Source organism: Mesorhizobium australafricanum, from assembly GCF_033977265.1.
Classification (GTDB): domain Bacteria; phylum Pseudomonadota; class Alphaproteobacteria; order Rhizobiales; family Rhizobiaceae; genus Mesorhizobium; species Mesorhizobium australafricanum.
Map to the genome: position 1 here is coordinate 98834 of NZ_JAVIIT010000003.1, position 25088 is coordinate 123921.

27 protein-coding genes and 1 pseudogene are annotated in these 25088 nt (G+C 63.3%); 6 read left to right on the forward strand and 22 right to left on the reverse strand.

What is annotated here, in order from left to right; genetic code table 11:
- Positions 1-89 precede the first annotated feature (89 nt).
- Positions 90-1001: a glycine betaine ABC transporter substrate-binding protein OsmF gene (gene osmF / locus RFM98_RS07355; protein WP_320217503.1), complete on the reverse strand. Its 912-nt coding sequence runs from the start codon at positions 999-1001 to the stop codon at positions 90-92.
- Positions 1002-1241: 240 nt separating this feature from the next.
- On the opposite strand from osmF, the gene RFM98_RS07360 reads away from it, so the two are divergent.
- On the forward strand, positions 1242-1814 hold the full coding sequence (locus tag RFM98_RS07360) for an NADPH-dependent FMN reductase (RefSeq protein ID WP_320308245.1): 573 nt from the start codon (positions 1242-1244) through the stop codon (positions 1812-1814).
- A 58-nt stretch (positions 1815-1872) separates the two neighbouring features.
- Here the strand turns inward: RFM98_RS07360 and RFM98_RS07365 are convergent, their stop codons facing one another.
- The 13 genes from RFM98_RS07365 to RFM98_RS07420 form a co-directional block, all read right to left on the reverse strand.
- Positions 1873-3093: an MFS transporter gene (locus RFM98_RS07365; protein ID WP_320308246.1), complete on the reverse strand. Its 1221-nt coding sequence runs from the start codon at positions 3091-3093 to the stop codon at positions 1873-1875.
- On the reverse strand, positions 3090-3584 hold the full coding sequence (gene nusB / locus RFM98_RS07370; RefSeq protein ID WP_320308247.1) for a transcription antitermination factor NusB: 495 nt from the start codon (positions 3582-3584) through the stop codon (positions 3090-3092). The genes RFM98_RS07365 and nusB overlap by 4 nt, the downstream gene beginning before the upstream one ends.
- Positions 3581-4075, reverse strand: a complete 495-nt coding sequence (ribH, locus tag RFM98_RS07375; protein WP_320308248.1) for a 6,7-dimethyl-8-ribityllumazine synthase — start codon at positions 4073-4075, stop codon at positions 3581-3583. The genes nusB and ribH overlap by 4 nt, the downstream gene beginning before the upstream one ends.
- Before the next feature lie 146 nt (positions 4076-4221).
- Complete coding sequence (locus RFM98_RS07380; RefSeq protein ID WP_320308249.1) at positions 4222-5211, reverse strand: methyltransferase; 990 nt, start codon at positions 5209-5211, stop codon at positions 4222-4224.
- Positions 5212-5376: 165 nt separating this feature from the next.
- Positions 5377-5646: a CopG family transcriptional regulator gene (locus RFM98_RS31545; protein ID WP_502572758.1), complete on the reverse strand. Its 270-nt coding sequence runs from the start codon at positions 5644-5646 to the stop codon at positions 5377-5379.
- The gene (locus tag RFM98_RS07385) at positions 5550-6026 is read right to left on the reverse strand and encodes a GNAT family N-acetyltransferase (protein WP_430682267.1); all 477 of its coding nucleotides are present in this window, start codon (positions 6024-6026) and stop codon (positions 5550-5552) included. The genes RFM98_RS31545 and RFM98_RS07385 overlap by 97 nt, the downstream gene beginning before the upstream one ends.
- A gap of 38 nt (positions 6027-6064) precedes the next feature.
- Entirely contained in the window at positions 6065-6358 is a 294-nt protein-coding gene (locus RFM98_RS07390; protein ID WP_320308251.1) for a type II toxin-antitoxin system TacA family antitoxin, read from the reverse strand.
- Positions 6359-6412: 54 nt separating this feature from the next.
- Positions 6413-7030, reverse strand: coding sequence for a riboflavin synthase (locus tag RFM98_RS07395; RefSeq protein WP_320308252.1), 618 nt, complete (start codon positions 7028-7030; stop codon positions 6413-6415).
- A 61-nt stretch (positions 7031-7091) separates the two neighbouring features.
- Positions 7092-8219, reverse strand: coding sequence for a bifunctional diaminohydroxyphosphoribosylaminopyrimidine deaminase/5-amino-6-(5-phosphoribosylamino)uracil reductase RibD (gene ribD, locus RFM98_RS07400; protein ID WP_320308253.1), 1128 nt, complete (start codon positions 8217-8219; stop codon positions 7092-7094).
- A 2-nt stretch (positions 8220-8221) separates the two neighbouring features.
- Positions 8222-8701, reverse strand: a complete 480-nt coding sequence (gene nrdR, locus RFM98_RS07405; RefSeq protein ID WP_320212264.1) for a transcriptional regulator NrdR — start codon at positions 8699-8701, stop codon at positions 8222-8224.
- A 140-nt stretch (positions 8702-8841) separates the two neighbouring features.
- A complete protein-coding gene (locus RFM98_RS07410; RefSeq protein ID WP_430682279.1) occupies positions 8842-9432 on the reverse strand; it encodes a hypothetical protein in 591 nt (196 codons plus the stop codon).
- A gap of 113 nt (positions 9433-9545) precedes the next feature.
- Positions 9546-10859, reverse strand: a complete 1314-nt coding sequence (gene glyA, locus RFM98_RS07415) for a serine hydroxymethyltransferase (protein WP_320308255.1) — start codon at positions 10857-10859, stop codon at positions 9546-9548.
- A 126-nt stretch (positions 10860-10985) separates the two neighbouring features.
- Positions 10986-12626: a Na+/H+ antiporter gene (locus tag RFM98_RS07420; protein ID WP_320308256.1), complete on the reverse strand. Its 1641-nt coding sequence runs from the start codon at positions 12624-12626 to the stop codon at positions 10986-10988.
- A 430-nt stretch (positions 12627-13056) separates the two neighbouring features.
- Here RFM98_RS07420 and RFM98_RS07425 point away from each other — a divergent pair, with 430 nt between their 5' ends.
- On the forward strand, positions 13057-13782 hold the full coding sequence (locus RFM98_RS07425) for a helix-turn-helix transcriptional regulator (RefSeq protein ID WP_320308257.1): 726 nt from the start codon (positions 13057-13059) through the stop codon (positions 13780-13782).
- Between the two features lie 50 nt (positions 13783-13832).
- Here the strand turns inward: RFM98_RS07425 and RFM98_RS07430 are convergent, their stop codons facing one another.
- From RFM98_RS07430 to RFM98_RS07450, 5 genes are all read right to left on the reverse strand, one after another.
- A complete protein-coding gene (locus RFM98_RS07430; RefSeq protein ID WP_320308258.1) occupies positions 13833-15086 on the reverse strand; it encodes a L,D-transpeptidase family protein in 1254 nt (417 codons plus the stop codon).
- A 328-nt stretch (positions 15087-15414) separates the two neighbouring features.
- Positions 15415-15867 carry a hypothetical protein gene (locus RFM98_RS07435; RefSeq protein WP_320308259.1) on the reverse strand — a complete coding sequence of 151 codons (453 nt, stop codon included), beginning with the start codon at positions 15865-15867 and terminating at the stop codon, positions 15415-15417.
- 174 nt (positions 15868-16041) lie between these two features.
- Positions 16042-16557 (reverse strand): transcriptional regulator LdtR, encoded by a 516-nt coding sequence (gene ldtR, locus RFM98_RS07440; protein WP_040983294.1) that lies wholly within the window; start codon positions 16555-16557, stop codon positions 16042-16044.
- A 298-nt stretch (positions 16558-16855) separates the two neighbouring features.
- Entirely contained in the window at positions 16856-17278 is a 423-nt protein-coding gene (locus RFM98_RS07445) for a DUF6163 family protein (RefSeq protein WP_320308260.1), read from the reverse strand.
- Positions 17275-18318, reverse strand: a complete 1044-nt coding sequence (locus tag RFM98_RS07450) for an enoyl-CoA hydratase/isomerase family protein (protein ID WP_320308261.1) — start codon at positions 18316-18318, stop codon at positions 17275-17277. The genes RFM98_RS07445 and RFM98_RS07450 overlap by 4 nt, the downstream gene beginning before the upstream one ends.
- 162 nt (positions 18319-18480) lie before the next feature.
- On the opposite strand from RFM98_RS07450, the gene RFM98_RS07455 reads away from it, so the two are divergent.
- From RFM98_RS07455 to RFM98_RS07470, 4 genes and pseudogenes are all read left to right on the forward strand, one after another.
- Entirely contained in the window at positions 18481-19293 is an 813-nt protein-coding gene (locus RFM98_RS07455) for a DUF2066 domain-containing protein (RefSeq protein WP_320308262.1), read from the forward strand.
- Positions 19294-19385: 92 nt separating this feature from the next.
- Entirely contained in the window at positions 19386-20417 is a 1032-nt protein-coding gene (gene hemB / locus RFM98_RS07460) for a porphobilinogen synthase (RefSeq protein WP_320308263.1), read from the forward strand.
- 48 nt (positions 20418-20465) lie between these two features.
- A pseudogene (locus RFM98_RS07465) lies at positions 20466-20763 on the forward strand (nucleotidyltransferase family protein).
- Between the two features lie 290 nt (positions 20764-21053).
- Complete coding sequence (locus tag RFM98_RS07470) at positions 21054-21701, forward strand: dihydrofolate reductase family protein (protein ID WP_320308264.1); 648 nt, start codon at positions 21054-21056, stop codon at positions 21699-21701.
- A gap of 205 nt (positions 21702-21906) precedes the next feature.
- Here RFM98_RS07470 and ppk2 read toward each other — a convergent pair whose 3' ends face one another.
- The 3 genes from ppk2 to RFM98_RS07485 all read right to left on the reverse strand — a co-directional run bounded on the left by ppk2 (position 21907) and on the right by RFM98_RS07485 (position 25000).
- On the reverse strand, positions 21907-22827 hold the full coding sequence (gene ppk2 / locus RFM98_RS07475; RefSeq protein ID WP_320212249.1) for a polyphosphate kinase 2: 921 nt from the start codon (positions 22825-22827) through the stop codon (positions 21907-21909).
- A gap of 420 nt (positions 22828-23247) precedes the next feature.
- Complete coding sequence (locus tag RFM98_RS07480) at positions 23248-24219, reverse strand: glycosyl transferase family 90 (RefSeq protein WP_320308265.1); 972 nt, start codon at positions 24217-24219, stop codon at positions 23248-23250.
- 115 nt (positions 24220-24334) lie between these two features.
- Positions 24335-25000 (reverse strand): GntR family transcriptional regulator, encoded by a 666-nt coding sequence (locus RFM98_RS07485; protein WP_320308266.1) that lies wholly within the window; start codon positions 24998-25000, stop codon positions 24335-24337.
- Positions 25001-25088: the final 88 nt, after the last annotated feature.

Below are 25088 nucleotides of genomic sequence, written 5' to 3' on the forward strand. Positions count from 1 at the left end.
GCGGCAACAGCCAATCTCCCCCCTTGAGGGGGAGATGTCCGGCAGGACAGAGGGGGGTGCCTCGCACCGGCGTTTTCAAGGTAGACTTGCTACTTCAAGAACCCGTTCTTCTTCAAAAAGTCCTCCGCCACGCCCTTGGCGGGTTCGCCGCCCAGCTGGACGCGGCCATTGAGCTCCTGCAGCGTGACGAGATCGAGCTTGGCGAAGACCGGTTTCAGCAGCGCCTCGATTTCGGGGTGCTGCTTCAGGACCTCTTCGCGGATGATTGGCGCGGGCTGGTAAACCGGCTGCACGCCTTTGTCGTCCCCGAGCACGACGAGGCCGGAGGGCTGGATCCCGCCATCGGTGCCATAGACCATGGCGGCGTTGGCGCCGTTGGTCTGGTTGGCGGCGGCGGCGATGGTCGCCGCGGTATCGCCGCCGGAGAGCGTGATGAGTTGGTCGGGCTTCAGCGTGAAGCCGTAAGTCGTCTGGAAGGCCGGAAGCGCTGCCGCCGAATTGACGAACTCGGCGGAAGCCGCGAGCACGACCTTGCCGCCGCCGGCGACGAATTTGCCGAAGTCCGTGAGGGTGGCGAGCTTGTTCTCGTCGGCCACTTCCTTGCGCAGCGCTATCGCCCAGGTGTTGTTGGCCGGCGACGGCGACAGCCAGACGATCTTGTTGGCGTCGTAGTCGAGCTTCTTGGCGGTTTCATAGGCCTTGGCGGCATCCTTCCAGACCGGATCGTCGGCCTTCTGGAAGAAGAAGGCGGCATTGCCGGTGTATTCGGGATAGATGTCGATCTCGCCGGCGCTGATCGCCTTGCGCACGACCGGCGTCGCGCCGAGCTGGATGCGGTCGGTGGTCTTGATGTTGTTGGCGTTGAGCACGAGCTGGATGATGTTGCCCAGCACGCCGCCTTCCGTGTCGATCTTCGAGGAGACAACCACCTGGGCACTGGCCGAAGCGGCGGTGATGCCGAGCGCGATCGCCGCCAAAGCGATCTTTCTGATTGAAAACATTGTGAAAATCCCTTGCTATGAACCGAGAATCCGGTGGTCGCATATGAGCACGGCTATAATGGCCAGTCGGGGTACACGGTTTCATAACTAGGAGGACACGCGCAATAATTTTGTTCAGCCGGGGCCAAGGCCCTGTTCCACCCGCCATAATATGACGCCGACCTAAGGCCGGCTGGCGGCCTGCCCTGTTCTGGGGAATATTAGGAACGGCGGGGTCGGCGGCCAACACGGGAGTATGTCATGGCCAAACATAAAGTCGGCTACCTCATCGGCAGCCTTGCCAAGGGGTCCATCAACCGCAAGCTTGCGAAGGCCCTCGTAAAACTGGCGCCGCCGGAACTTGAACTGACGGAAATCCCCTTCAAGGACCTGCCACTCTACAGCTACGATTATGACGCCAACTTTCCGCCGGTCGCGCTGGAGTTCAAGAAAGCCATCGCGTCCGTCCAGGCGGTGCTTTTCGTCACGCCGGAGTACAACCGCTCGATCCCCGGCGGCCTGAAGAATGCAATCGACTGGGCGAGCCGCCCTTACGGCAAGAACTCCTTTTCCCGCAAACCGTCCGCCGTCATCGGAACGTCGCCCGGCGCGATCGCGACCGCGGTCGCCCAGCAGAGCCTGCGCAGCGTCCTGAGCTTCTGCAACGCACCCCAGATGAACTCTCCCGAAGCCTACATTCAGTTTACCCCGGGATTGATCACCGACGATGGCGAGGTGACGGTGGAGACCACCGAAACATTCCTGCGCAACTACATGGACGAGTTCCACATGTTCATCGCGCGGGTCCTCCAGGTGCTCCCGCCGGATGCATGACGCTGGCCGTTTCGGGCACGCCGTCCTGGCGGCCGGAAGAACTGGTCCGGCCGCTTCTTCAAAATTTCGCGGCACCCACCATTTTCAAAGTGCCGAGCGCGACAAAACAAAGCAGGACGACCGGGAAGACGATCCAGTTCAGCATGGTCCAGCCCCAGGCATTGTAGATCGCGCCGGACATCAGCGAGGCGAAGGCGACCGAGCCGAACAGGACGAAGTCGTGGAAGCCCTGGACCTTGCTCTTCTCGGAAGGCCGGTAGCTGGACGCTACCATGGCGGTGGCGCCGATGAAGCCGAAGTTCCAGCCGAGCCCGAGCAAGATCAGCGCCGTCCAGAACTGCCACAGCGCCAGGCCGGAAAGCGCCACGGCGGCGCAGCCGATCAGCAGGACGAGGCCGGCGGCGACGATGCGCTCGGCGCCGAAGCGATGGATCAGCGAACCGGTGAAGAAGCTCGGCCCGAACATGGCCATGACGTGCCAGGAAATGCCAAGCGTCGCATTGTCTTCCGAGAGGCCACAGCCGACCATGGCGAGCGGCGCGCCGGTCATGACGAAGCTCATCAGCGCGTAGCTGCCGACGGTACAGAACAGCGCGGCGACGAAACGCGGCTGAGTGACGATTTCAGCCAGCGGCCGGGCGTCGCTTGCAGCGGTTTCAGCAACGGCGCTCGTCCGGGAGGAAACACTCAGAAACGACAGAATGAGCGCGCCGGCCGCCGCCAGCGGCAGGATCGAGGCGAAGGATCCGGCAAACATCACCGGGGCCAGCAATTCACGCGTGTAGATGACGATCTGCGGGCCGAGGATGGCGGTGATGATGCCACCGGCCAGCACGAAGGAGATGGCGCGGGCCTTGAACTCTGGCGGCGCATTGTCGGCGGCGGCGAAGCGGAACTGCTGGACGAAAGCGCCGCCGGCGCCGATGACGCAGAGGCCGAAGGCGAACAGCCAGAAGCTTGCCTGGAAAAGCGCAAGCGTCGCTATCAAGCCGCCGAGCGCGGTGACGATGGTGCCGGTCATGAAGCCGCCGCGATGGCCGAGCCGGCGGATGATGGCGGCGGCCGGCAAGGCTCCGAGCGCCACGCCGAGATTGAAGCCGGTGACCGGCGCCGTCGCCAACGACTTGTCCGGACCGAGCAGGTATTGACCGGCAAGCGCGCCCAGCGAAATGGCGATCGGAGCGGCCGAACCGACGATCGCCTGCGCGGCGGCAAGCAGCACCGCGGTGCGACGCCCTTCCCTGCCGGTCTCGGCGACCGCGGCCGCTGCGGTCGTCACGAAGCGTCCTTGCCCCGACCCTCGCCGCGAACCTGGCGCGAGACGCGATCGAGAACGGCGTTCACCAGCTTCGGCTCGTCTTCCTCGTAAAAGGCCTTTGCGATGTCGACATATTCGGAGACGATCACGGCGACCGGCACGTCCTCGCGCTTCATCAATTCATAGACGCCGGCGCGCAGGATGGCGCGCAGCGTCGAATCCAGCCGCGACAGCGGCCAATCCTCGGTCAGCGCCTGGCGGATGACGGGATCGATGGTCTTCTGGTTTTCGACGACGCCGGTCAGTATGGCGCGGAACCATTGCGCGTCGGCCTCGCGATAGAGCGCGCCATCGACTTCCTTGCCGAGACGGAAGGTTTCGTATTCGGCCGTGATCTCGAAGACGCCGCTGCCGGCCACATCCATCTGATAGAGCGCCTGGACGGCGGCAAGACGGGCGGCACCGCGCTTGTTGGCGTGGCGCACCGCTCCGGTCGAGGCGGGATCGCTCACGATTGGGCTCCGAATTTCTCTTTGAGCGCGATCATGGTCAGCGCCGCGCGCGCCGCGAAGCCGCCCTTGTCGCCTTCGGTTTTGCGCGCACGCGCCCATGCCTGCGCGTCGTTCTCCGTGGTCAGGATACCATTGCCGATCGCGATTGCCTCCTGCAACGATAGATCCATCAGCGCGCGGCTCGATTCATTGGCGACGATGTCGAAATGATAGGTATCGCCGCGGATGATGGTGCCGAGCGCGACGAAGCCGTCATAATGCGTGCCGCCTTCGGCGGCGCCATCGAGCGCGAAGGTGATGACGGCCGGTATTTCCAGCGAACCGGGAACCGTGACGACGTCATAGGTGGCGCCGGCCTCGTCGAGCGCGCCGGTCGCGCCCTCGAGCAGTGCGTCGGCGAGATCGTCGTGAAAGCGCGCTTCGACAATGAGCAGATGCGCCTTCGCCTTCGGGCGAATGAACGCTTTGCCGTGTTGGGATGTGCCAGCCATAAAAGTCTCCGGGGGGTTGCCGGTGACTTAGGCCGAAGCCGGGTTGATCGCAAGCACAAGATTGCCAAACCGACACCGGCGTTCTCATCCCCGACGGGCTGGGGCTCAAGAAAACTGCGCAGCGCGATCTTTTGGGACGCCCTTGGCTAGGCAGGCGAAGCCTCGATGATCGAGATCGGTGCTCGGGTGTCGATCACCCGCTCGAGCTTCAGGCCTGCGCCTTCGAACAGGCTGGCGAATTGTGCCTTCGTCCGCTCCCGGCCGCCGGTTACGGCGAGCATGACCACATCGATGGACTTGATCTGGGCCGGTTCGTCGCCCGCAGGTACGAGTGTCTCGGCCACGAGCACCCTGCCATGCGCTGGCATGGCCTCGCGGCAACGGCGCAGGATCAACCCCGCGCGTTCATCGTCCCAATCGTGGATCACCCTTTTGATTACATAGACGTCGCCGACGGGGACACTGTCGAAGAAGTCACCGGCGACGAAGTCGGTGCGGGGCAGGTCGCCTCCGGCTCCAGCGCGCGCCGCCGCCACTCCCGAAGGCAGATCGAGAAGAACCCCACTCAAATGGGGATTGCGAGCAAGGATGGCCGAGAGAAGCTGCCCATGCCCGCCCCCGACATCGACAACGCGCCGGTATGGGCCGAAATCATACGCAGCCGCGACCGCCTCGTTGCTGCCCTGGCCTAAGGCGACCATGGCTCGTTGAAACAGCGCGGCCTGCTCCGGGTGAGCCGAAAGCCAATCGAATCTCGGGCTTCCGAACACCTTGTCGAAGGCCGGCTTTCCGGTGCGGACGGAATGTATGAGTTGCTCGAAGGCGAGATAGGCCTCGCTGTTGATCATCCGGATGAAGTCACGCGGTCCAGGCCGGTCGGAGCGAAGCACCGCGCCAACGTCCGTCAAGGCAAAATGGCGAGGGCGAATTTCACTAAACACCCCCTCAGGCGCCAGAAGCCGCATGACGCGATAGAGCGATTCTGCATCCGTCTTCGTGGCGGCTGCCAAATCTTCAACCGATTGCTCGGCGGAGGACAGAAGATCGGGAATGCCGAGTTCGACAATGACGCGCAGCGCCTGTGACACGGCAAATCCGAAACCCAGCCTCATGACTTGTTGCGACGGGTTGATCATGGCTTTCCCTCCGGCCAGGTGAAAGCTTACGAGGGGCGCGAGCACAAGTGAAGCGGGAAGCAGTGCTCAAAGGTGAGCGGGCAGCGTGCTCAAGGGTGAATTGTGCTGGCGGAGGCCGAAGCCGGGTTGATCGCAAGTGGAAGATTGGCGGAGGTGACGCTTGGTCTATCGCATCTTTGCGTTCGGCACGGGGAGTGGACAACCGGTACCCAGGCTTTCGGCCCAGGCAAGGACGACTCCCTGATCCACCACACGGCCGGCGTCCACATCGGCCATTGCTTCGCGGGTCAGACGCTCTAGTCGCTTGGAATTCTCGCCCTCTGTCGTAGTCTCCGTTCTCATCTGAACAGCTCCTCGATATCGGCCATTGGCCGAAACAGCTTCATCGGCTGATCCGGAAATGGCAAGAAACTTTCTCGTTCGTAGAAGCGGCATGCGCTCTCGTCCTTTGCATCGACAATCACGGCGTACGATGCAATCTCACTACGGAGAGACCGATGCAAGGCGTCGGCCAGGAGGTATCGGCCATAGCCCCTGCCCTGTTGTCGTCGATCGACGGCCAGGCGTCCGAGCAGCGTCGCTGGAATGAGCGGATAACGCGGCAGCTTACGCACGGTCTCGGCAGGCCACTCGCCGACATTCACCGCAGTCGATGAGAGCGTGTAGTAACCAGCGACAGCTCCATCCGACAAGACCAGCACGAACGGTGCCGCGATGTTCTTGCGGGCATCTTGTCCGGCCTGTATTCGAAGATATCGATCGAGCGGTTCCGCGCCGCTTTCGAATGCGTTTCTGTTGTGCTGCGGACCGAGCACCTCAACTCGTAAAGACGCCTCGGTTGAGCCCGTCACCCTCAGATGCCAGTGGCTTGGCGATACCGACGCACTGTATCGCGCAGGCGATCGTTCACAGGCTTCGGATTGACGAGGGCATCCACGAAGGCCCGGCTGTCGCGGACAGATAGTTCCAAGCGCTCGTGCTCCTCGATTGCACGGCGGGCGGCTTCCTGGACGCTGGTCAGCACAAAATCCGTCACCGTGCGGCCCTGTAGCGCCGCAGCATGCTCGATAAGACTCTTCTGGTCGGCCGTGACACGTGTTTCCAGACGTTCGCCACGAACACGGCCGCGTGGCAGCTGTGCCGTCATTGTCGTTCTCCTGACAACAATGTACGGCCAATGGCCGGTTAGTTCAAGCCGCCGTCAAAGCCCTTCTTTCGCCGCGTCCGCCAGGCGCGCGGCGTAGCGGGCCATGGTGTCGATCTCGATGTTGACGCGGTCGCCGGCCTGACGTTCGCCCCAGGTGGTGACGTTCAGCGAGTGATGGATCAGAAGCACATCGAAGCGGGTGCCTTCGACCTTGTTGACGGTGAGCGAGGTGCCGTCGAGCGCTACCGAACCCTTCGACGCGATGAACTTCGCCAGATGCCGAGGCGCTTCCAGCGTGAAGCGAACCGCGTCGCCCTCTTCCTTGCGCTCGACGATCTCCGCCGTGCCGTCGACATGGCCGGAGACGATGTGGCCGCCGAGTTCGTCGCCGACCTTCAACGCCCGTTCGAGATTGATCCGGGTGCCGGATTTCCAGTTCGATGCGGTGGTCAGCCTCAGCGCTTCCTCCCAGGCCTCGACCTCGAACCAGCGTGCGTTCGAGCCATGTTCCGGGAGCGCCGTGACGGTGAGGCAGACGCCGCCGCAGGAAATCGAAGCGCCGATGGCGATGGTCCCGGGATCATAAGCCGTGTCGATGCGCAGGCCGACGCCTTCGCTGAGCGGCTTTGCCGTAGCGACGGTGCCCACATCCGTGACAATTCCCGTAAACATCAGAGAGCGTCTTTCGTTTTGACCATGATTTGATCCAAAAACCGGTTCCCACTTTTTGGGATCATGGTCTCACCCACTCGGCATAGCTGTCTTCGCCGAAGCGCATCCGGCGCAATTCACGGAACCCAGCCGGGATATGGTCAGCGTCGATGGGCGATGCAATGCCGTCCTCGCCGATCGCTTCCGGCCCCTGGAACAGGACGATGCGGTCGACCAGGTCTTCTTCAAGGAAAGCCTTGGCCACCTTGGCGCCGCCCTCGACCAAAACGCTCGCCATGCCGAGCGCGGCAAGGTCCTCGAGCAATTCCGGCAGGGCGACGACGCCCCCATATGTCTCGGTGCCGATGAACCGCGCGCCCGCGCGCTCGAGCGCCGCCCGCCGATGCGGATCGGCCTCCAAGCAAGCGGCGATATAGAGCGGCACGCGGTCGACTCCGGATACCAGCCTGGACGTCTCCGGCAGCCGGATCTGCCGATCGAGGATGATGCGCGCCGGCGAGCGGTTCTCCAGCCCCGGCAGACGCACGGTCAGCGCCGGGTCGTCCTCGAGCGCGGTACCGATGCCGACCAGGATGGCATCGGCCTCCGCGCGCATCAGATAGACATCGCGCCGCGCGATCTCGCCGGTGATGGCGACCTGGCCGGCGCCCTTCCTGCCGATCTTGCCGTCGCTCGAAAGCGCAAGCTTCAGAGTTACTTCCGGGCGCTTCTTCAGAGAACGAGTCAGATAGCCGGCCATCTGCTCGGCGGCCTCGGTGGCCAGCACCTTCTCCACCACCTCGACACCGGCGGCACGCAGGATGGCGTAGCCCTTGCCGGAGACGCGCGGATCGGGATCGCTCGCCGCGCCAACGACGCGCGCGATGCCGGCATTGACCAGCGCGTTGGCGCAAGGCGGCGTGCGGCCGTGATGGGCGCAAGGCTCCAATGTGACGTAAGCCGTAGCACCACGCGCGAGCTCGCCGGCCTCGGCCAGCGCCTCGGTCTCGGCATGCGGCCGCCCGCCGACGGCCGTCACGCCGGTGCCGACGATCATCGGGCCGGCGCCGTCGTCGCGCACGATGATGGTGCCGACGGAGGGGTTGGTCGAGGTGCGGCCGGCATTGCGGCGCGACAGCCTGATGGCCGCGGCCATGAAACGGCGATCAAGGGCCGCCTGCGCGGCCTCGTTCAGTTGCGGTCCCGCCATGATCAGCCGGCTTCCTCTTCGGTCTTTTCCTCGTCGCCCTTCAGTTCGCCCAGCAGCTCGTGAAAATCCTTGGCTTCGCGGAAATTGCGATAGACCGAGGCGAAGCGGACATAGGCGACGTCGTCCAGCGATTTCAGCGCTTCCATGACCAGCTTGCCGACCTCGCCCGAGGCAATCTCGGTTTCGCCGGAGCTTTCTAGCTGGCGCACGATGCCGGTGACGGCACGGTCGATTCGCTCCGGATCGACATTGCGCTTGCGCACCGCGATCTCGACCGAGCGCAGCAGCTTATCGCGATCAAAAGGCACCTTGCGGCCGGACTTCTTGACGACGACGAGATCGCGCAATTGCACCCGCTCGAAGGTCGTGAACCGACCACCGCAATCAGGGCACACCCGCCGCCGGCGGATCGCGGCGCCGTCCTCGGCGGGACGCGAGTCCTTCACCTGCGTATCTTCGGACTGGCAATAGGGACAGCGCATAGGAAGCTTTCGGTTTGGCGATTCTCAGGATGCGGAAAGGCTTAGTGCGTTTTGCCGCCATGGCAAAGCGCAGCCTTGGTATCAGAGATAGCGAGGCGCAAGCACAATTGCCAGCGCCCTGCCCCCGACGGCCAGCAGCCTCAGGGCGCAACGTCCTTGGTCGGAAAACCGCAGGACGTGCCCAGATTGCGATAGGCCTTGGTGAAGCCATCCATTGGAATGCTGGCGACGGCCTGCTTGCCGAAAACCACGTCGAGCGAAGTGACCTTGCGCATGGCGCGCAGCAGGGCAAGGCTGGTCTTGGCCTGGTTGTCGACCATCCAGCTGGGCCGGCCACCGGAGGCTGCGTTGGAAGTTACGGTCGCGGCAACTTTCACGCCAGGGTCACCGAATGTCGCGGCGATCTTGCTGCCGGTAGGCAGGGTCTTGTTGTCGACGATGAACATGATGGCGGGGTACGCATCAGGCGGCAACGCGTCGCCGGTCGAGATCGACATCGTCAGAGAGCCCGCATTGCCGAGGCCGTCGACGAAGGCGGTCGAGGCGGCGCAGGTCTTGTGCGCGTCCTGCCCGGTGTCGAGCATATCGATGATGGTTGTCCACCTGCCGAAGGTATTGGTGGCCGGCATGTCGGAGGCAGGCTGCGTCTGCTCCTGCGCAACCACGCTGGAGATGGCGAAAGCGGCCAGCGAGGCGGACAGTGCCAGGGCGGCAGGACGGAAAGTGCGCATCATCCAAGTCTCCGGTAAGCCGCGCCGCCCGATCGAGGAGCGGCGCAAAGCGCAAGGATAAAAGATGACGCGCGGCGCCCAGTCAACCGACAGAGGGCAACCGACAGAGAGGCTCAACCGAGATATGGGTAGAGCGGGAAGCGATCGGTCAGCGCCATGACCTTGGCCTTGACGGCGGCTTCGACCGCGGCATTGCCTTCGTCGGAATTCGCAACCTTCAGCCCGTCCAGCACCTCGGCGATCAGCTTGCCGATCTCGCGGAATTCGGCTTGGCCGAAGCCGCGCGTGGTGCCGGCAGGCGTGCCGAGACGCACGCCGGACGTGACGAACGGCTTTTCCGGATCGAACGGGATGCCGTTCTTGTTGCAGGTGATGTTGGCGCGGCCAAGCGCGGCTTCCGCGCGCTTGCCGGTGGCGTTCTTCGGCCTGAGATCGACCAGCATCAGGTGGTTGTCGGTGCCGCCCGAGACGATGTCGAGGCCGGTTTCCTGCAGGCTGGAGGCCAGTGCCTTGGCATTCGCGACGATGCTTTCGGCATAGGCCTTGAAGCTCGGCTTCAGCGCTTCGCCGAACGCCACCGCCTTGGCGGCGATGACATGCATCAGCGGACCGCCCTGCAGGCCCGGGAACACCGCCGAGTTCATCTTCTTGGCGATCTCCTCGTCATTGCACAGGATCATGCCGCCGCGCGGGCCGCGCAGCGACTTGTGCGTCGTCGTGGTCACGACATGGGCATGGGGCAGCGGCGACGGATGCACGCCGCCGGCGACGAGGCCCGCGATATGCGCCATGTCGACCATCAGATAGGCACCGACCGCATCGGCGATCTCGCGGAAACGCTTCCAGTCCCAGATGCGCGAATAGGCGGTGCCGCCGGCCAGGATCAGCTTCGGCTTGGTCTCATGCGCGGTCTTCTCGATCGCGTCCATGTCGAGCAGGTGGTCTTCCTTGCGCACGCCGTAGGAAACGACCTTGAACCACTTGCCGCTCATGTTGACCGGCGAGCCGTGCGTAAGGTGGCCACCCGAATTCAGGTCGAGACCCATGAAGGTGTCGCCGGGCTGCAGCAGCGCCAGGAACACCGCCTGGTTCATCTGGCTGCCCGAATTCGGCTGGACGTTGGCGAAATTGCAGCCGAAGAGCTTTTTGGCGCGTTCGATGGCCAGTTCCTCGGCCACGTCGACGAACTGGCAGCCGCCATAGTAGCGCTTGCCCGGATAACCCTCGGCATATTTGTTGGTCATGATCGAGCCTTGCGCTTCGAGCACGGCGCGCGACACGATATTTTCCGAAGCGATCAGCTCGATCTCATGGCGCTGGCGACCGAGCTCGTTGCGGATGGCGCCGAAGATTTCCGGATCGGCATCGGCAAGCGTGGTCTCGAAGAAGGACTCGAATTTGCTGGAGGATGCCGCGGCTGTTGACATGGCTTGCTTTCCCTTGGGGCCGGAGGTCTGCGAGGTCGCCGCGCATTAACACAGTTGTTTTCCGCCCGCCACGTTTGCGGCGCGAAATTTGCTGGCCGGTTTGCGCCAAGGCTGGTCGAGCGGACACTAATCCCGTGGTTCGCGACCTTTGAGGATCGCTTCCGAGAAGGTGATCTCGGTGAACAGCTTGCGCGCCGTATGGTCATTGATGTCGCCGCGGCGGAGCATGGCCTGCAGCTCGCCGCGCTCTGCCTCGATGCCGGCAAGCCTGAGCTCGACCTCGATGCGGCCGGACTCACGGGCCTCGGCGCGCGCCTCGTCGGCGCCGTCGGAGAGCGAGATGCGCCGACGATAGATGGACGCGACGCTCTCGGCGATGGCGAGCTTCATCTCCGCTGCCTCTCCTTCATTGCCGTCGCTGGCGAGGCCTTCGATCCTGGCGATGGCCGCATTGGCGGCGCTGACCCGCGCCTTGCGTTCCTCGGCGGCACCAGGATCCTGGCCAGGTTCGACGAGACCGCGCGCGACCGTCGGCAGGGCGAGGCTGGCAATCGCCAGCGAGCAAATGATGACGCCGGCGGCGAGGAAGATCACTAGATCGCGGGCCGGAAAGGGCGAGCCGTCCTGCAGGGTGAGCGGCAGCGACAGGATGCCGGCCAGCGTGACGGCGCCGCGCACGCCTGCGATCGAGCCGGCAAGCCTGACGCGAAAGCCGATGGGCTCGGCCTTGCGCTTGCCGAGCCGTGCGGCCACTACGGCGCCCATGTCGCCGATCCAGATCCATGCGAAGCGCAGGCCGATCAGGCAGAGCGTGAGCAACAGCACGGTCAATGCCGGCTCGAACAGCCAGTGCCGGGTCGTCAGTTCCGGCGGCACCTTGCGGATGATGTCGGGCAGTTGCAGGCCGAGCAGGATGAAGAGCGAGCCGTTGAACATGAAGATCAGCATCGACCAGAGCGAAATCGTCTGGATGCGCGCCGAGACCGCCATGTGGCGGACGATGCCGGAGTATCCGGTGAGAAGGCCGGCGGTGACCGCCGCCAGAATGCCCGAAGCGCCGAAATGCTCGGCGATCAGGTAGGCGACAAACGGCAATAGGACCATGACCAGCACCTGCGCTTCGGCCGGCGTGCTGGTGATGCGGCCGAGGACCTGCAGCGACTTCGCCGCGATAAACAGCGCCGCCACGCCGGCGAGGATGCCGACCGCGACCGCAAAGAGGAAACTCAGGGATGCCGCGGCAAACGAAAAACTGCCGGTCAGCGCCGCCGCGACGGTGAAACGGAACATCACCAGACCGGAGGCGTCGTTGAGCAGCGACTCGCCCTCCAATATGTGCATCAGCCGCGCCGGAACGATGTTGCGGTCGACGATCGAGGATACGGCGACCGCGTCGGTCGGCGACAGCACGGCGGCAAGTGCGAAGGCGACGACCAGCGGGATGCTCGGCACCAGCCAATGCAAGGCGTAGCCGAAACCGACGATGGTGAAGAAGACCAGCCCGATGGCAAGGTCGAGGATCGGACCGCGCAACGCGATCAGCTCGCGCTTTGGCGCCGAAAAGGCATCGCCGAACAGCAGCGGCGGAATGAACACCAGCAGGAAGAGTTCCGGATCGATTTCGACATGCATGCCGCGCGCCGGCCAGGCAAGGGCGGCGCCGATCGCGATCTGCAGCACCGGCAGCGGCACGCGCACCAGCCGCACCAGCGCGCCCGACAGCGTCACGAAGGCGAGCACGATGAGGATGAAGATGGCGACGTCCATGGCGCGATTCCGGCTCTCTGGCGGACCATGCGCAATTGAACGCGCCGCGTCCAGCGCCGACGCCCGGCTACACAAGCCGATGGAGATCGCATGCTCCCCAAATGGGCAAGGTAAAGAGCCGAAGATGCGCCCCGACGGCCCCACGCCCAAGCTCCGCTCCCCTTCGCCGCCGCCGCGGCGTCTGGTCGAGAGCGGCCCCCATGTCGGGGCGCATCTGGCGGCGGCTCGCAATCCTGGGAGCGCCGACCGAAACTCCGGAGCGGTTCACCGTTTTACCGAAACGGCACGTCGTCCTGATACGCGAGCAGAAAACCGTATCAACCTCCCGATACCGCGAGGTTGACAGACGGATGCCGTGAGATTGCGGCCTTGCGGCATGGAACGGCCCGTGCGACCGTGCGTGCCGGGTGGGTTGAAATTGGGGCGACTGATGCTGTCGCGATTGATGACGCATGTCGAAGCGGCGTATGCGGCGCCTACGGCCGGGGATGCCAGCGTGGCCTTCTTCACGGCGATGGAAGATTTCGGCGCCTCCTATCTGCAGACAAGGCTCTACCGGCGGCCGGCGGCAATCCTGACTTCGGCCAGTCATTGGGCGGCCGGCGGCTTCATCACCAGGCTGGCGCCAAGCGGCTGGTCGGGCAGCCCGGCCTTCAACTATGTCTGCTTCGAATGCAACCCGCTGCTCGGCGCCATCCGCGAGAGCCGCACGAGCTACCGCTTCAGCGATTTCGCGCCGCGCGACAGCGCGCTATACGGTTCTTACTGGGAGGCGTTCAGCGAAGCCAACATCGACGACGCGCTCTGCGCCACCTCCTACGGCGCCGATGGCGCCATTGCTTCGCTGCATCTCGGCTTCCACAAACGGGACTTTTCGCCGGACGAGCGTTTCGCCATCCATATGGCTGGCCTCGCCCTGACCGAGCGGCTGATGAGCCTGACCTCGCCGCCACCGACACCCGCTGTCAAACTCACGGCGCGCGAGCGCGACAGCCTGGCGCTCGTCGCCGAAGGCAAGACCGACTGGGAAATCTCGGTGATCCTGGGCATCGCGGAAGCCACGGTGCGCTTCCATGTCGACAATGCCAGGCGCAAGCTCGGCGCCGTGAATCGCACACAGGCGGTGGCGCGGCTGGTCAACCAGCGGCTCATCTAAACAAAAAAGGCCGCTGTGAGAGCGGCCTTTTTGCTTTTTAGATCAGATACTTATTGTGCAGAACTGATCTGCAGCTCCGCAGCGCCGTCGAGGGCATAGATGTCGTCGCGGAACTGCACGACGCCCGGAGCGGTCGACCAGGCCGACAGATAGAGGAAGTGGACCGGCACCGGGTTGACGACCTGAATCGGCGTGTTCTCGCCGGTCTTGATCGCCGCCTCGAAATGCTGGCGATCCCAGCCGGGCGTGTCGCGCAGGATCCAGGTGACGAGATCGCGCACGTTCTGGACGCGCACGCAGCCGGAGGAATCGAAGCGCATCAGCTTGCCGAACAGGCTCTGCTGCGGCGTGTCGTGCATGTAGACGCCGTCCGGGCTCGGGAAGTTGATCTTGACCGAGGCCATGGCATTGTTGTTGCCCGGATCCTGGCGGAAACGGTATTTGGCGGCATCGTCGGTCGACCAGTCGACGGTCATCGGATCGACTTCGCTGCCATCCGGCGCGAACAGCCGGATGTGGCTTTCCTTGAGGTAGTTCGGGTCCTTCCGCATCAGCGGAATGATGTCCTTACGAACGATCGAGACCGGCGCGTTCCAGTAAGGATTGACGATGACCTCGTTGATCTTGGAATTCACGATCGGCGTCTGGCGGTCGATCTTGCCGACGATCGCCGTGTGGCGGAGTACGACGCGGTCGTTCTCGACCGCTTCGACCTGGGCGGCGGGAATGTCGACCAGCACGTAACGGCTGCCGAGCGTGCCGGCCTTCTCCTTCAGGCGCTGCAGATTGGTCTGCAGCTGGCCGAGCCGGATCTGCGCCGAGACGTTCATCGCCGTATAGGTGTATTTGCCCATCGAGCCGTCGGCCGGCAGGCCATGGCGGAGCTGGAAGCGCTTGACCGCCGAGTCGACATAGGAATCAAAGGCCGTCGAAATACCGGCGCTCTGCGGCAGGTCACCCGAGACCATCAGGCGCTTGCGCAGCGGCACGACATCCGGATCGTCGACGCCGAGCTGCAATTTCTTGGTGGCCGGAACCTGTTCCCATCCGCCCTGGGCGACGATGTTCTGGTACTGCGCCACGGCCTGCTCGGTGAAGGCAACCGTCTGCTGGCTGAAGATCGGCAGCGTCGAGGCGACCTTGTTGGTGTTGTTGCCGCGGGCGTCGAACTGATCGTCCCAATTGCCGCGGGTCGAGGATTTCAGGATGTCCCCGATCACGTCCTGCGCGCTGGCGTGGCCGGCGGCAAAAGCGACGGCGAGCGCGGAGGCTCCAGTGAGGAAGAAACGGCGGCTGGTTCTCATGGCAGACATTCTTGGCTATTCGCTCTCGCTCAATTCGCTTGCCCGGGCGGCTTGTCCGCACTCTAGGGTTGGCAAACTTAACAATTCGCCAACCATGACCCGCATCGCCGGCCGCCAGAAACGCGCTGCCGCCATACAGGTTCCAAGGAGCGCAGGGCGTGGACCCGCAGCATCACCCACCACCCGCATCCACCGCGATTATGGCGGCAACGTGGCCTTGGCCCGCGATTTGCTCATGGCAATGGGATGGAAAACGCAACCGGTGCTTTTTGGCACCGCTTCCTTCCACGCCCTGCCTGATCGGTCGCCGGCCGCCTCTGTCCGCCCCCTACTTCACTCGGTTCGGGCAGAGCAGCTTGAACTCATCGATCGTATAGCCGTAGCCAGAGGCGCCCGAGCCATCGAGCACCACATTCTCGTCCGTAGCGGTGATCTTGTATTCGGTCGGACTTCCCTCGGGGCTGCGCCCCTGGAAGAGCATGTTGGCGCCGTAGAAATTGATGAATTTACCGCTCTTGCAGTCAGCGGTGATCTCCAGGTGCAAGGGCGTATTCATCTCCGAGACGATGCAATCCTCGGTCACCTTGCCCACATAATCGCGGCAGAATTCGATGGCGTTTTGCCTGGTGTGCTTGGTGAGCACAACTGCATGCGAGGTGCCGATGCCCGATTTCTTGACGATCGTGACCTTCATTCCCACCCTGGCGCCGTAAAAGATAGTCTTGGCGTTGGCTGGGGAGGCAAGGATCAGAGCGGATATGGCAAGCGGGACGTAGCGCATGAAGAGCCTCCTTCTCTCACGAGAGAGCTTTCACGCACGTGGGCGCCCGGTCAACTCCCCTGTAGCAGCCTGCCTTGGCGAAAAGAAAAGGACCGGTGCGTCCGGCACCGGCCGATATTCTTTCCCCGGGCCGCGCTTCGTCGACGTGGCTTCGATGTTCCAGGCTTCGGATACTTACATCCGGTAAGCGATCGTGTCGTTCCAGAAGCGGTCCAGGCGCTGCAGCGCGCGGTTCATCTGCTTGAACTCGTCGGTGTTGATGCCGCCGACCGCCTCGATCGAGCCGACATGGCGCTCATAGAGGCCGGCGACGACGTCGGCCACCTCATTGCCCTTCGGCGTCAGCGAGACGCGAACCGAACGACGGTCGATGCGCGAGCGCTGGTGGTTGATGAAGCCGAGGTCGACCAGCTTCTTCAGATTGTAGGACACGTTCGAGCCGAGATAGTAGCCACGCGAGCGCAGCTCGCCGGCGGTCAGCTCCGAATTGCCGATGTTGAAGAGCAGCAGCGCCTGGATGGCGTTGATGTCGGAACGGCCGTTGCGGTCGAACTCGTCCTTGATCACGTCAAGCAGGCGGCGGTGCAGACGCTCCACCAGCTGCAGCGATTCCATGTACAGCGAGCGGATAGCCTCGCGGCGATCGTCGGATACGTTTGCGGTCTTCGCCGCCGGACGCGAATTGATCATTGTCTTTGCCTCTCGTTTGTCGCCTTGGTGATTTTTTGTTTTTCACCTTGATCGCGACACTATCGAATACTCATAAAATTCGACTTAAACGCCAGGGCTAACAAGAGCTTACCGGTAAGAGGTTTCGGAAGACGCTTAACGATCGGTCACCCGAGCAAGAACAATTAACCTAAAGATTTAGCCAATGGATCTTGGGGCAGAATGGCGCGCGAAACCGGCCCGGGAGCCAGCGCGGCCGGCTTTATGAGTGGAGCATGATGTCGTCCGAAAACCGCTTCACACTTTTCGGCATCATGCTCTATTGGCGAAGCTGGCGCTTCTGCAGCCAGATGGTGACGCGAAAGACGATGTAGAGCAAGGCCACGCAGGCATGCGAGACGACGATCAGCAGCCGATGGCCGAAGAGATCGGGGAAGCCGGCATACATCACCGTCTCGGTCACCGCGCAGATAAACCAGATCACCGGCCCCCAGGACGCCAGCATCCAAAGCCCTGCGGCGGCGAAGGGGAAGAAGACGGCAAGCGTTGCCGCCGCCACCTGCCAATGCACCGGCATCAGGTCGAAGCGCCACAGCGCGCCGGGATAAATGCCGATGAGCCGGACCCAATAGAGAATGCCGAACAAAAGGCAGTAGCCGGCGATCAGGCGCTGGAACCAGGCGAAGATGATTTCGGTGGTCGAGGGCTGCAGCACCACGCGCCTGGAGGTGACCTCGCTCACAGGACGAGCTCCCCGGGCCCAAGCGGCGCGAAATAGGCGTCGATGTCGGCAGCGTTGACCGCATCCAGGTCCGCCGGCCGCCACCGAGGCTTCGAGCCCTTGTCGATAATAGCGGTGCGGATGCCTTCATAGAAATCATGGCCGGCAAGCATGCGGTTCAGGATGCGGAACTCCATCTTCATGCATTCGTCCATCGACAGCGTCTGCCCGGCGCTGATCTGGCGCCAGGCGACGTTGAGGCTGGTCGGCGAGCGGGTCTTTAGCGTCGCCAGCGTCTTTGCGGCAAAAGCGTCTTCCGCCCTGGCCCGTTCCAGGCTAGCGACCATGTCGGCGAGCGAAGGCTGCGAAAAATGGCGCGCGATCGACTCCAGGTCCTGCCGCTCGGTCTCGCGTTTGGCAGGCACGAAGAAATCGCGCAATTCCGCATTGGCGTCGCCGCTCGTCGCCAGTTCGTCGAGCAGGCCGGCCTGGTCCTCGGCCTTGATGGTGTGGGTGGCCAGCCCGGACCACAGCGCATCACCATAGCGGATGCGATTTCCCGTCAGCCCGAGATACATGCCGAAACAGCCGCCCAGGTCCGGCAGCAGGTGGCTGGCGCCGACATCGGGGAAGAAGCCGATACCAACCTCGGGCATGGCGAACTGCGCGTTCTCGGTCAGCACGCGATGCGAGCCGTGGAAGGAGATGCCGACGCCGCCGCCCATGACGATGCCATCGATCAGCGCGACATAGGGTTTTTTGAAGCGGGCGATGCGGGCGTTGAGCCGGTACTCGTCGGCGAAGAAGTCGACGGGCGGCCTGCCGGCGCGGCCTGCCTCATAGATGTGCAGGATATCGCCGCCGGCGGAAAACGCCCTGCCCTCTGCCTTGACGACGACGACGCCGACCCCTGGGTCCTGCTCCCAGGCATCGAGCGCCTTGCCGAGAGCCCTGACCATGTTGTGCGTGACGGCGTTGAGCGCCTTCGGCCGGGTCAACGTGACCACGCCCGCCTTGCCCAGCCGCTCGAAGCGGATCTCGTCGCCTCCGCCAAAATCCATAATGAGAGAATCCTCCCCCGCGTCTGCGGGAGGAGAAGTGCTAATGGCGGCATGGGGACGCGTCAATGGTGGCGGTCCTTGCGCTAGCGGGCGGCCGCGCCAGATGTTAGGTAACCGGCAAAACACTGTGCCTGCGCCCCGACAGGTTTCGAGCTGATCGACATGGCTGGAATTTCTCGCTTCGTGGTTGGATTGGTCGGTCTCCTCTTTCTGGGAGCACCCGTCCGTGCCGCGACAGTCGCCGAGCTCTATCAGGCGCAAACGATCGTCACCGGCACCGGAGATGTAAACCGGCAGATCGGCTTTCGCGATTGCCTGGACAAGGTGCTGGTCAAGGTTTCGGGCGACCAGCGGCTGATGCAGAAGACGGAGATGCTGGCGCTGCGCGACAAGGCGGCCGACTTCGTCCAATCCTTCCGCTACCACGACCGGCTCGAGGGCATCCCGATTCATGACGAGCAAGGCACCCATGACCGGCCGCATGATCTGACTTGCCTCTATAAGCCGGCTGTCGTCGACAAGCTTTTGGCGCAGCTCGGCAGCAGGCCGTGGCTTGGCGCGCGGCCGCTGATCGCCGTTTTCATGACCGCCGAGCAAGGTTCGCGGCGTTTCGTGCTGACCCCCGACGAGGATCGTGGCCACGCGATGCGCGAATCCTTCACCAATGCCGCCAGTCCTTTGCTGATGCGCGTCAGCTTTCCGAAAACCGGTCAGCTTGGCAGCCTCGATGAGAAAGCGCTCTTGGCGGCCGACATGGCAAGGATCGAGAAACTCGCGAAGAAAGCGGGAGCGGTCCGGGCGCTCGCCGGCAGCATCGTCTGGAGCGACAAGGACCTCGGCTGGATCGCCGACTGGCGGCTGGCCGATCGCGGCAAAACCTATCGCTGGCAAGTGCGGGGCGTCAGCTTCGACGAGGCTTTTCGGGTGGCGATGAGAGGTGCCGCGCAGATCCTGTCGGGGAATGGGCAGCCCTGAGAGGAACTTGCGCCCCGGCTGGCACAATCGTGTCGCATTGGTCAGTGGCAAGGGCGCGTGGTAAAAGCCGGGTCAAAACGAGAGTTTCGGCGATGAACAAATTCACTCCCGCAAAACCCGCCGGCGCGCGCGGCGTCGACGAGATCACCGGCAGCCGGCGGCTGCGACGCATGCGCAAGGCCGACTGGTCGCGTCGGCTGGTGCAGGAGAACCAGCTTTCGGTGAACGACCTGATCTGGCCGATCTTCGTCATCGACGGCAAGAATACGCGCGAGCCGATCGCCGCCATGCCGGACGTCTATCGCCTGACCATCGATCTGGCGGTCAAGGAAGCGGAGCGCGCCGCCAAGCTCGGCATTCCGGCCATCGCCACCTTCCCCAATGTCGAGCTTGCGCTGCGCGATCAGACCGGCTCGCACATCCTCGACCCGGACAACGTCATCAATCGCGCCACGCGCGCCATCAAGGACGCGGTGCCGGAGATCGGCATCATCACCGATGCCGCGCTCGACCCCTTCACCAGCCATGGCCATGACGGCATTTTGCGCGACGGCATCATCGTCAATGACGAGACGGTGGAGCAAGTCACCGCCGCGGCCGTCATCCAGGCGGCGGCCGGCGCCGACATCATCGCGCCGTCCGACATGATGGACGGCCGCATCGGCGCCATCCGCGACGCGCTCGACGCCAACGGTTTTCAGGACGTGGCGATCATGTCCTATGCGACGAAGTTCGCCTCGGCCTTTTACGGGCCCTATCGCGAGGCGGTGGGCACCGCCGGCCTGCTCAAGGGCGACAAGAAAACCTACTACATCGATCACGCCAATTCGGACGAGGCGGTGCGCGAGGCCGAGCAGGATCTCGCCGAAGGCGCCGACATGCTGATGGTGAAGCCGGGGCTGCCCTATCTCGACATCATCCGCCGGCTGAAGGACGAGCTGCAGATGCCGACCTTCGCCTACCAGGTGTCGGGCGAATATTCGATGATCAAGGCAGCCGCCGCCAATGGCTGGATCGACGGTGAAAAGGCGATGCTGGAATCGCTGCTTGCGCTGAAGCGCGCCGGCTGCGACGGCGTGCTGACCTATTTCGCGCCGACTGTGGCGGAGATGCTGAAGGGCTAGGCGGTACCGCGATTTTGGAATTCTGACGGGATCCGTTAGAATAGTTTCATGAGCCGCAATGAAGTGATCGGACGGTTGCAGAAGAACGCAGATGCCATCAGAGGCATGGGCGCGACTTCGCTTTATCTGTTTGGGTCGGCCGCGCGCGGCGACGTACGGGTCGGACAGCGATCTTGATCTCTTCATAGACTACGATCCGGCGCGGCGGTTTTCCCTGATCGACCTCGTCGGCATCAAGCAATTTCTGGAAGAGAAAATGTCGGCCGAAATCGACATCACCACGCGGGACAGCCTTCATCCGATGTTGAAGGCTGATATCGAACGATCGGCCGTGCGCGTATTTTGATGGCTCCGCGTCGGATCAAGCCGATCCTCGCCGAGATCGTTGCGGCTCTGGATTGAACGTATCCTTGATGCTGCCGACCGAGAGTTGCTCAGCTAATCGCTTTTCTCGACCAAAAATTGCGACGGTGTCCCTTACCCGCTTTCGCCCCAATATTCCCGTGCAGCTACCGTTCCGGCGACGATCCCGACGCTGCCCGGCCCGATCGCGCCGGAAAATACCGCTTGCATTTCGCAATCAGTCAAGCTACTCAACAACTGCTTGCAAATTACAACTGGTTTAGGAGGCAAACGATGTCCACGCTGCGTGTCAATGCTTTCACCCTGTCGCTCGACGGTTACGGCGCCGGGCCTGATCAGACGCTCGCCAATCCGCTCGGCGTCGGCGGCGAAAATCTGCACAAATGGATGGTCGGCACCCGCACCTTCCGCCATATGGTGCTCGGCAAGGACGGGGGCACCACGGACGTCGACGACAGTTTCGCCGTGCGCAGCTTCGAAAATGTCGGCGCCTGGATCCTCGGCCGCAACATGTTCGGGCCAATCCGCGGCGAATGGCCCGACGAGAACTGGAAAGGCTGGTGGGGCGACAACCCGCCCTATCACGTGCCGGTGTTCGTTCTGACGCACCACAAGCGCGCGCCGATCGAGATGGAAGGCGGCACGACGTTCTACTTTGTCACCGACGGCATCCAATCGGCGCTCGAACAGGCGAAGGCAACGGCCAGTGGAAGGGACGTGCGGGTCGGCGGCGGCGTTTCAACCATTCGCCAATATCTCGAGCAGCGGCTGATCGACGAGATGCATCTGGCGATCTCGCCGATCCTGCTCGGCTCCGGCGAGCACCTCTTCGCCGGCCTCGACATGCTGAAGCTCGGCTATCGCTGCACCGGTCAGGTCGCGACAGCCGACGCGACGCATGTGACGATCGGACGGGCGTAGGCGAAGTAGCCCTTTCTCCCCGTCTCTATACGGGGAGAAATGCCCGGCAGGGCAATGAGGGGCAGCGCTGCCGGTTGGAGATTAGCCACAGCATCTGTAGCGCCTGGCCCGCGCGGCGAATTGGAAGCCAACCGCAAACGCCGGCGCCGCCCCTCATCCGCCCTTCGGGCACCTTCTCCCCGTGAAACGGGGAGAAGGAGTGTGCTCAATACTTCTCCGGCACGTAGAGGTCGCGCGGCAGCACCTGGCGCTCGTACTCAGGATTGAAGACGCGCTCCGGCAGCGATATCTCCTCGTGCGGCACTTCCTCGTAGGGCAATTGCTGCAGCAGGTGGTCGATGCAGTTCAGCCGCGCCCGCTTCTTGTCGTTGCCCTCGACGATGAACCAGGGCGCTTCCGGAATGTTGGTGCGGGCGAAGGTCTCTTCCTTGGCCTTGGTGTACTGCTCCCAGCGCACGCGTGACTGCAGGTCCATCGGCGACAGCTTCCACTGCTTCATCGGGTCGTGGATGCGCATCAGGAAGCGCATCTGCTGCTCCTCGTCGGTGATCGAGAACCAGTATTTGACCAGGGTGATGCCGGAACGGACCAGCATGCGCTCGAATTCCGGCACGTCGCGGAAAAACTCCTCGACCTGATCCCCATTGGCAAAGCCCATCACCCGCTCGACGCCGGAGCGGTTGTACCAGGAGCGGTCGAACAGCACGATCTCGCCGCCGGCCGGCAGATGCGGCACGTAGCGCTGGAAATACCATTGCGACTTTTCGCGCTCGGTCGGCGCCGGCAATGCCACGACACGGGCGATGCGGGGGTTCAGCCGCTGGGTGATACGCTTGATGACGCCGCCCTTGCCGGCGGAATCCCGGCCCTCGAAGATCACCACCAGCTTCTTCTTGTGGTAGGCCACCCATGACTGCAGCTTGATCAGCTCGGACTGCAGCCTGAGCAGCTCGCGGAAATAGGTCATCCGCTCGATCGAAGGCGGATGCGACTTCTTGTAGATCTTGGCGATCTCGAGCGAGAGCGCCGGCTCGGAAAGCTCCAGCTCATAGTCCTCGTCGAGCGTGTCCTCGAGTTCGGCTTCGAGCCAGTCCTTCGCCCCGGAATTCGGTTTCACTTCGTTCATCGCGCAGCTCCGTCTGCCTGTCAGCCATCATCGCTTCGGAATGCGCTCCGGCTCCGCCCGGACACTCCGTAAGCCGACTGAGATACAGAGGCGCAATGACGGTTTTATTGCAAGCACCTCAAAGCAGGCAGGATATAGCCGATATGTGATCGACGCGTATCGATAGCGAGGCGACAAGTCGCCGGATTTGTCCTACAAAACCCTTCGCCAATTCCCGGCGCTGGTGCTTATCCCTACTGGCACCAGCAGTTCACGGCCAGGGACCGTTTCGGACCGGCCGATCGGGTGCTCGACCGCTCCGGCGCCTAAAGCGCGTCGCGCTGAGACGGATTCAGGCGACGCGTACACTTCTGGGCGACGTACACTAGCAGTTCAGCGTTGGTAGAATCGGCCGCCCTGCTCCAGCTTCCGGGAATTGAGCTAACCGGCGATAAAGCGCCAGACTTCGGGATCGGGCTGGATCTGCCCGCTCAGCACGAAATATTTGTAGAGGACGAGCAGCGAGATCGCCTGCTCGTCCTGCTCGTTGCCGAATTTGCGGCAATAGGCGTTGGCGGCGGCGGTAATCCGTCCCGCCTCGGCGGGGTGTTTTTCGAAATATGCCACCTTGTCGACCAGGTCGGAGAAGTCCTGCTGCAGCGGCACGTAGTGGACATTGGGCTCGACCTGGGCTTCCGCAAACCAGGTTTCGTAAGTCGGTTCCGGCATCAGGCAGAGCGAATTGGAGCTCATGATCCATTTCAGGTTCGTCGCGACATCATTGCCCTCGAGCGAAACGATGTAGCGATAGCGCCGCTGCTCCTCGATGTTCAGAAAAGGCTTGCGGTATCCGTCCGGCGCATCGGCCCTGTGGGAACCCGCATCGCAAATCGGCAGGTTGGCGGCCTTTTCCACGAAGCGGGTGCGAATCGGATTGTTGAGATGACCGCGCCAGACCACCATCGGGCGCTTGGCAGCGAAAGACAGGCTATCGGGCGGCATGTAGAAGTGACGGAACTTGTTCAGCTTCATCAGCACGCCATTCGCATTGTCGTCGCCGATGGGCCGGTCCTTGACGATCCTCGGAACCTCCGGAACGCCGACGACGTCGCCGTATTCGAAATCGATCAGCAGACCGGGATCGAAATAGCGGGCGAATTCCTTGAGGTCGTAATAGTACATGCTGGAAGAGGACGGCAGCTTGCCGACGGGTATGGCGTCCGGACTGGGGACGAACGGGTGTTCCAGCTTGTTGTAGTAGTTCAGTCGCTCGCGAACCGTCTTGCCTGAAAGCCTGGCCTGCTCGAGCCGCCTGGCCAGGCGGTCACGGAACATCGACTGGGGTGCGCGGTCACGCGCGAAATTGCGCGCGTAGTAGAACAGCTTTGCGGCGGTTCGTGAGAGTGTGGCCATGCGTCCGCGAGTTCAGCAAGATGGTCAAAGGTGGTCAGCCTTCATCCCCCTCGTCTCCTACAGCATTCTCCCGGCCATGTTGCAAGCCTGCTAATGCGATTGGCCACACGAGAACTTACGCCGCGACGACGGCGAACCCTCTGGCGCGCAAGCCGCGCCGGTCGTCATGGAGCGAGGCGACCAGCCGATCGCGGCTGCCGGCGATGTGATCAGAAAGCAGCCGCGCCGCTTCGTCGGCATGGCCGGCCCTGACGGCGGCGAGGATGGCATGATGTTCGGCCCAGGCGCGGCCGAGCGCCTTTTCATCGCGCACCTCCAGCCAGCGTGCCCGCGACAGCCTGGTCATCGCGTCGCGAACGGCCCTGAGCAGAAACTCGTTGCCGGAAAGCCTTGCCAGTTCGATGTGGAAATCCATGCCGACGCGGTGCCATTCCTCGCGCGGCGTCTCGATATCGCAGGAATCGAGCATCGCCGCGATCACATCGATCCCGCTGCGGTCTTCGAGCGCCGCCGTCAGGCGGACCGCCGCAACCTCGACTGCCTCGCGGTAGACGGCGATCTGGCCGAGTTCGGCAAGGTTGATCGGCGCCACCGTCCAGCCGCGGCCGTCGCGGCCGACCAGCCCTTCCGTTTCCAGGCGCAGCAGCGCCGCCCGCACCGGCGTGCGTGAAGCGCCGAAACGGCTTTCGATCCAGCGCTCGGTCAGCCGCTCGCCCGGGCCGATCTCCAGGCCGAGGATCATCTCGCGAAGCTGCCTTTCGACATTTTGCATTTGCGACATTGTCGTCCCGCTTTCCAAAGCCGCATTGACAGCGGCAAGTCCCAGGTCCATGACGGATACCAGTTTGGTATCCCAAACTGGTATCCGC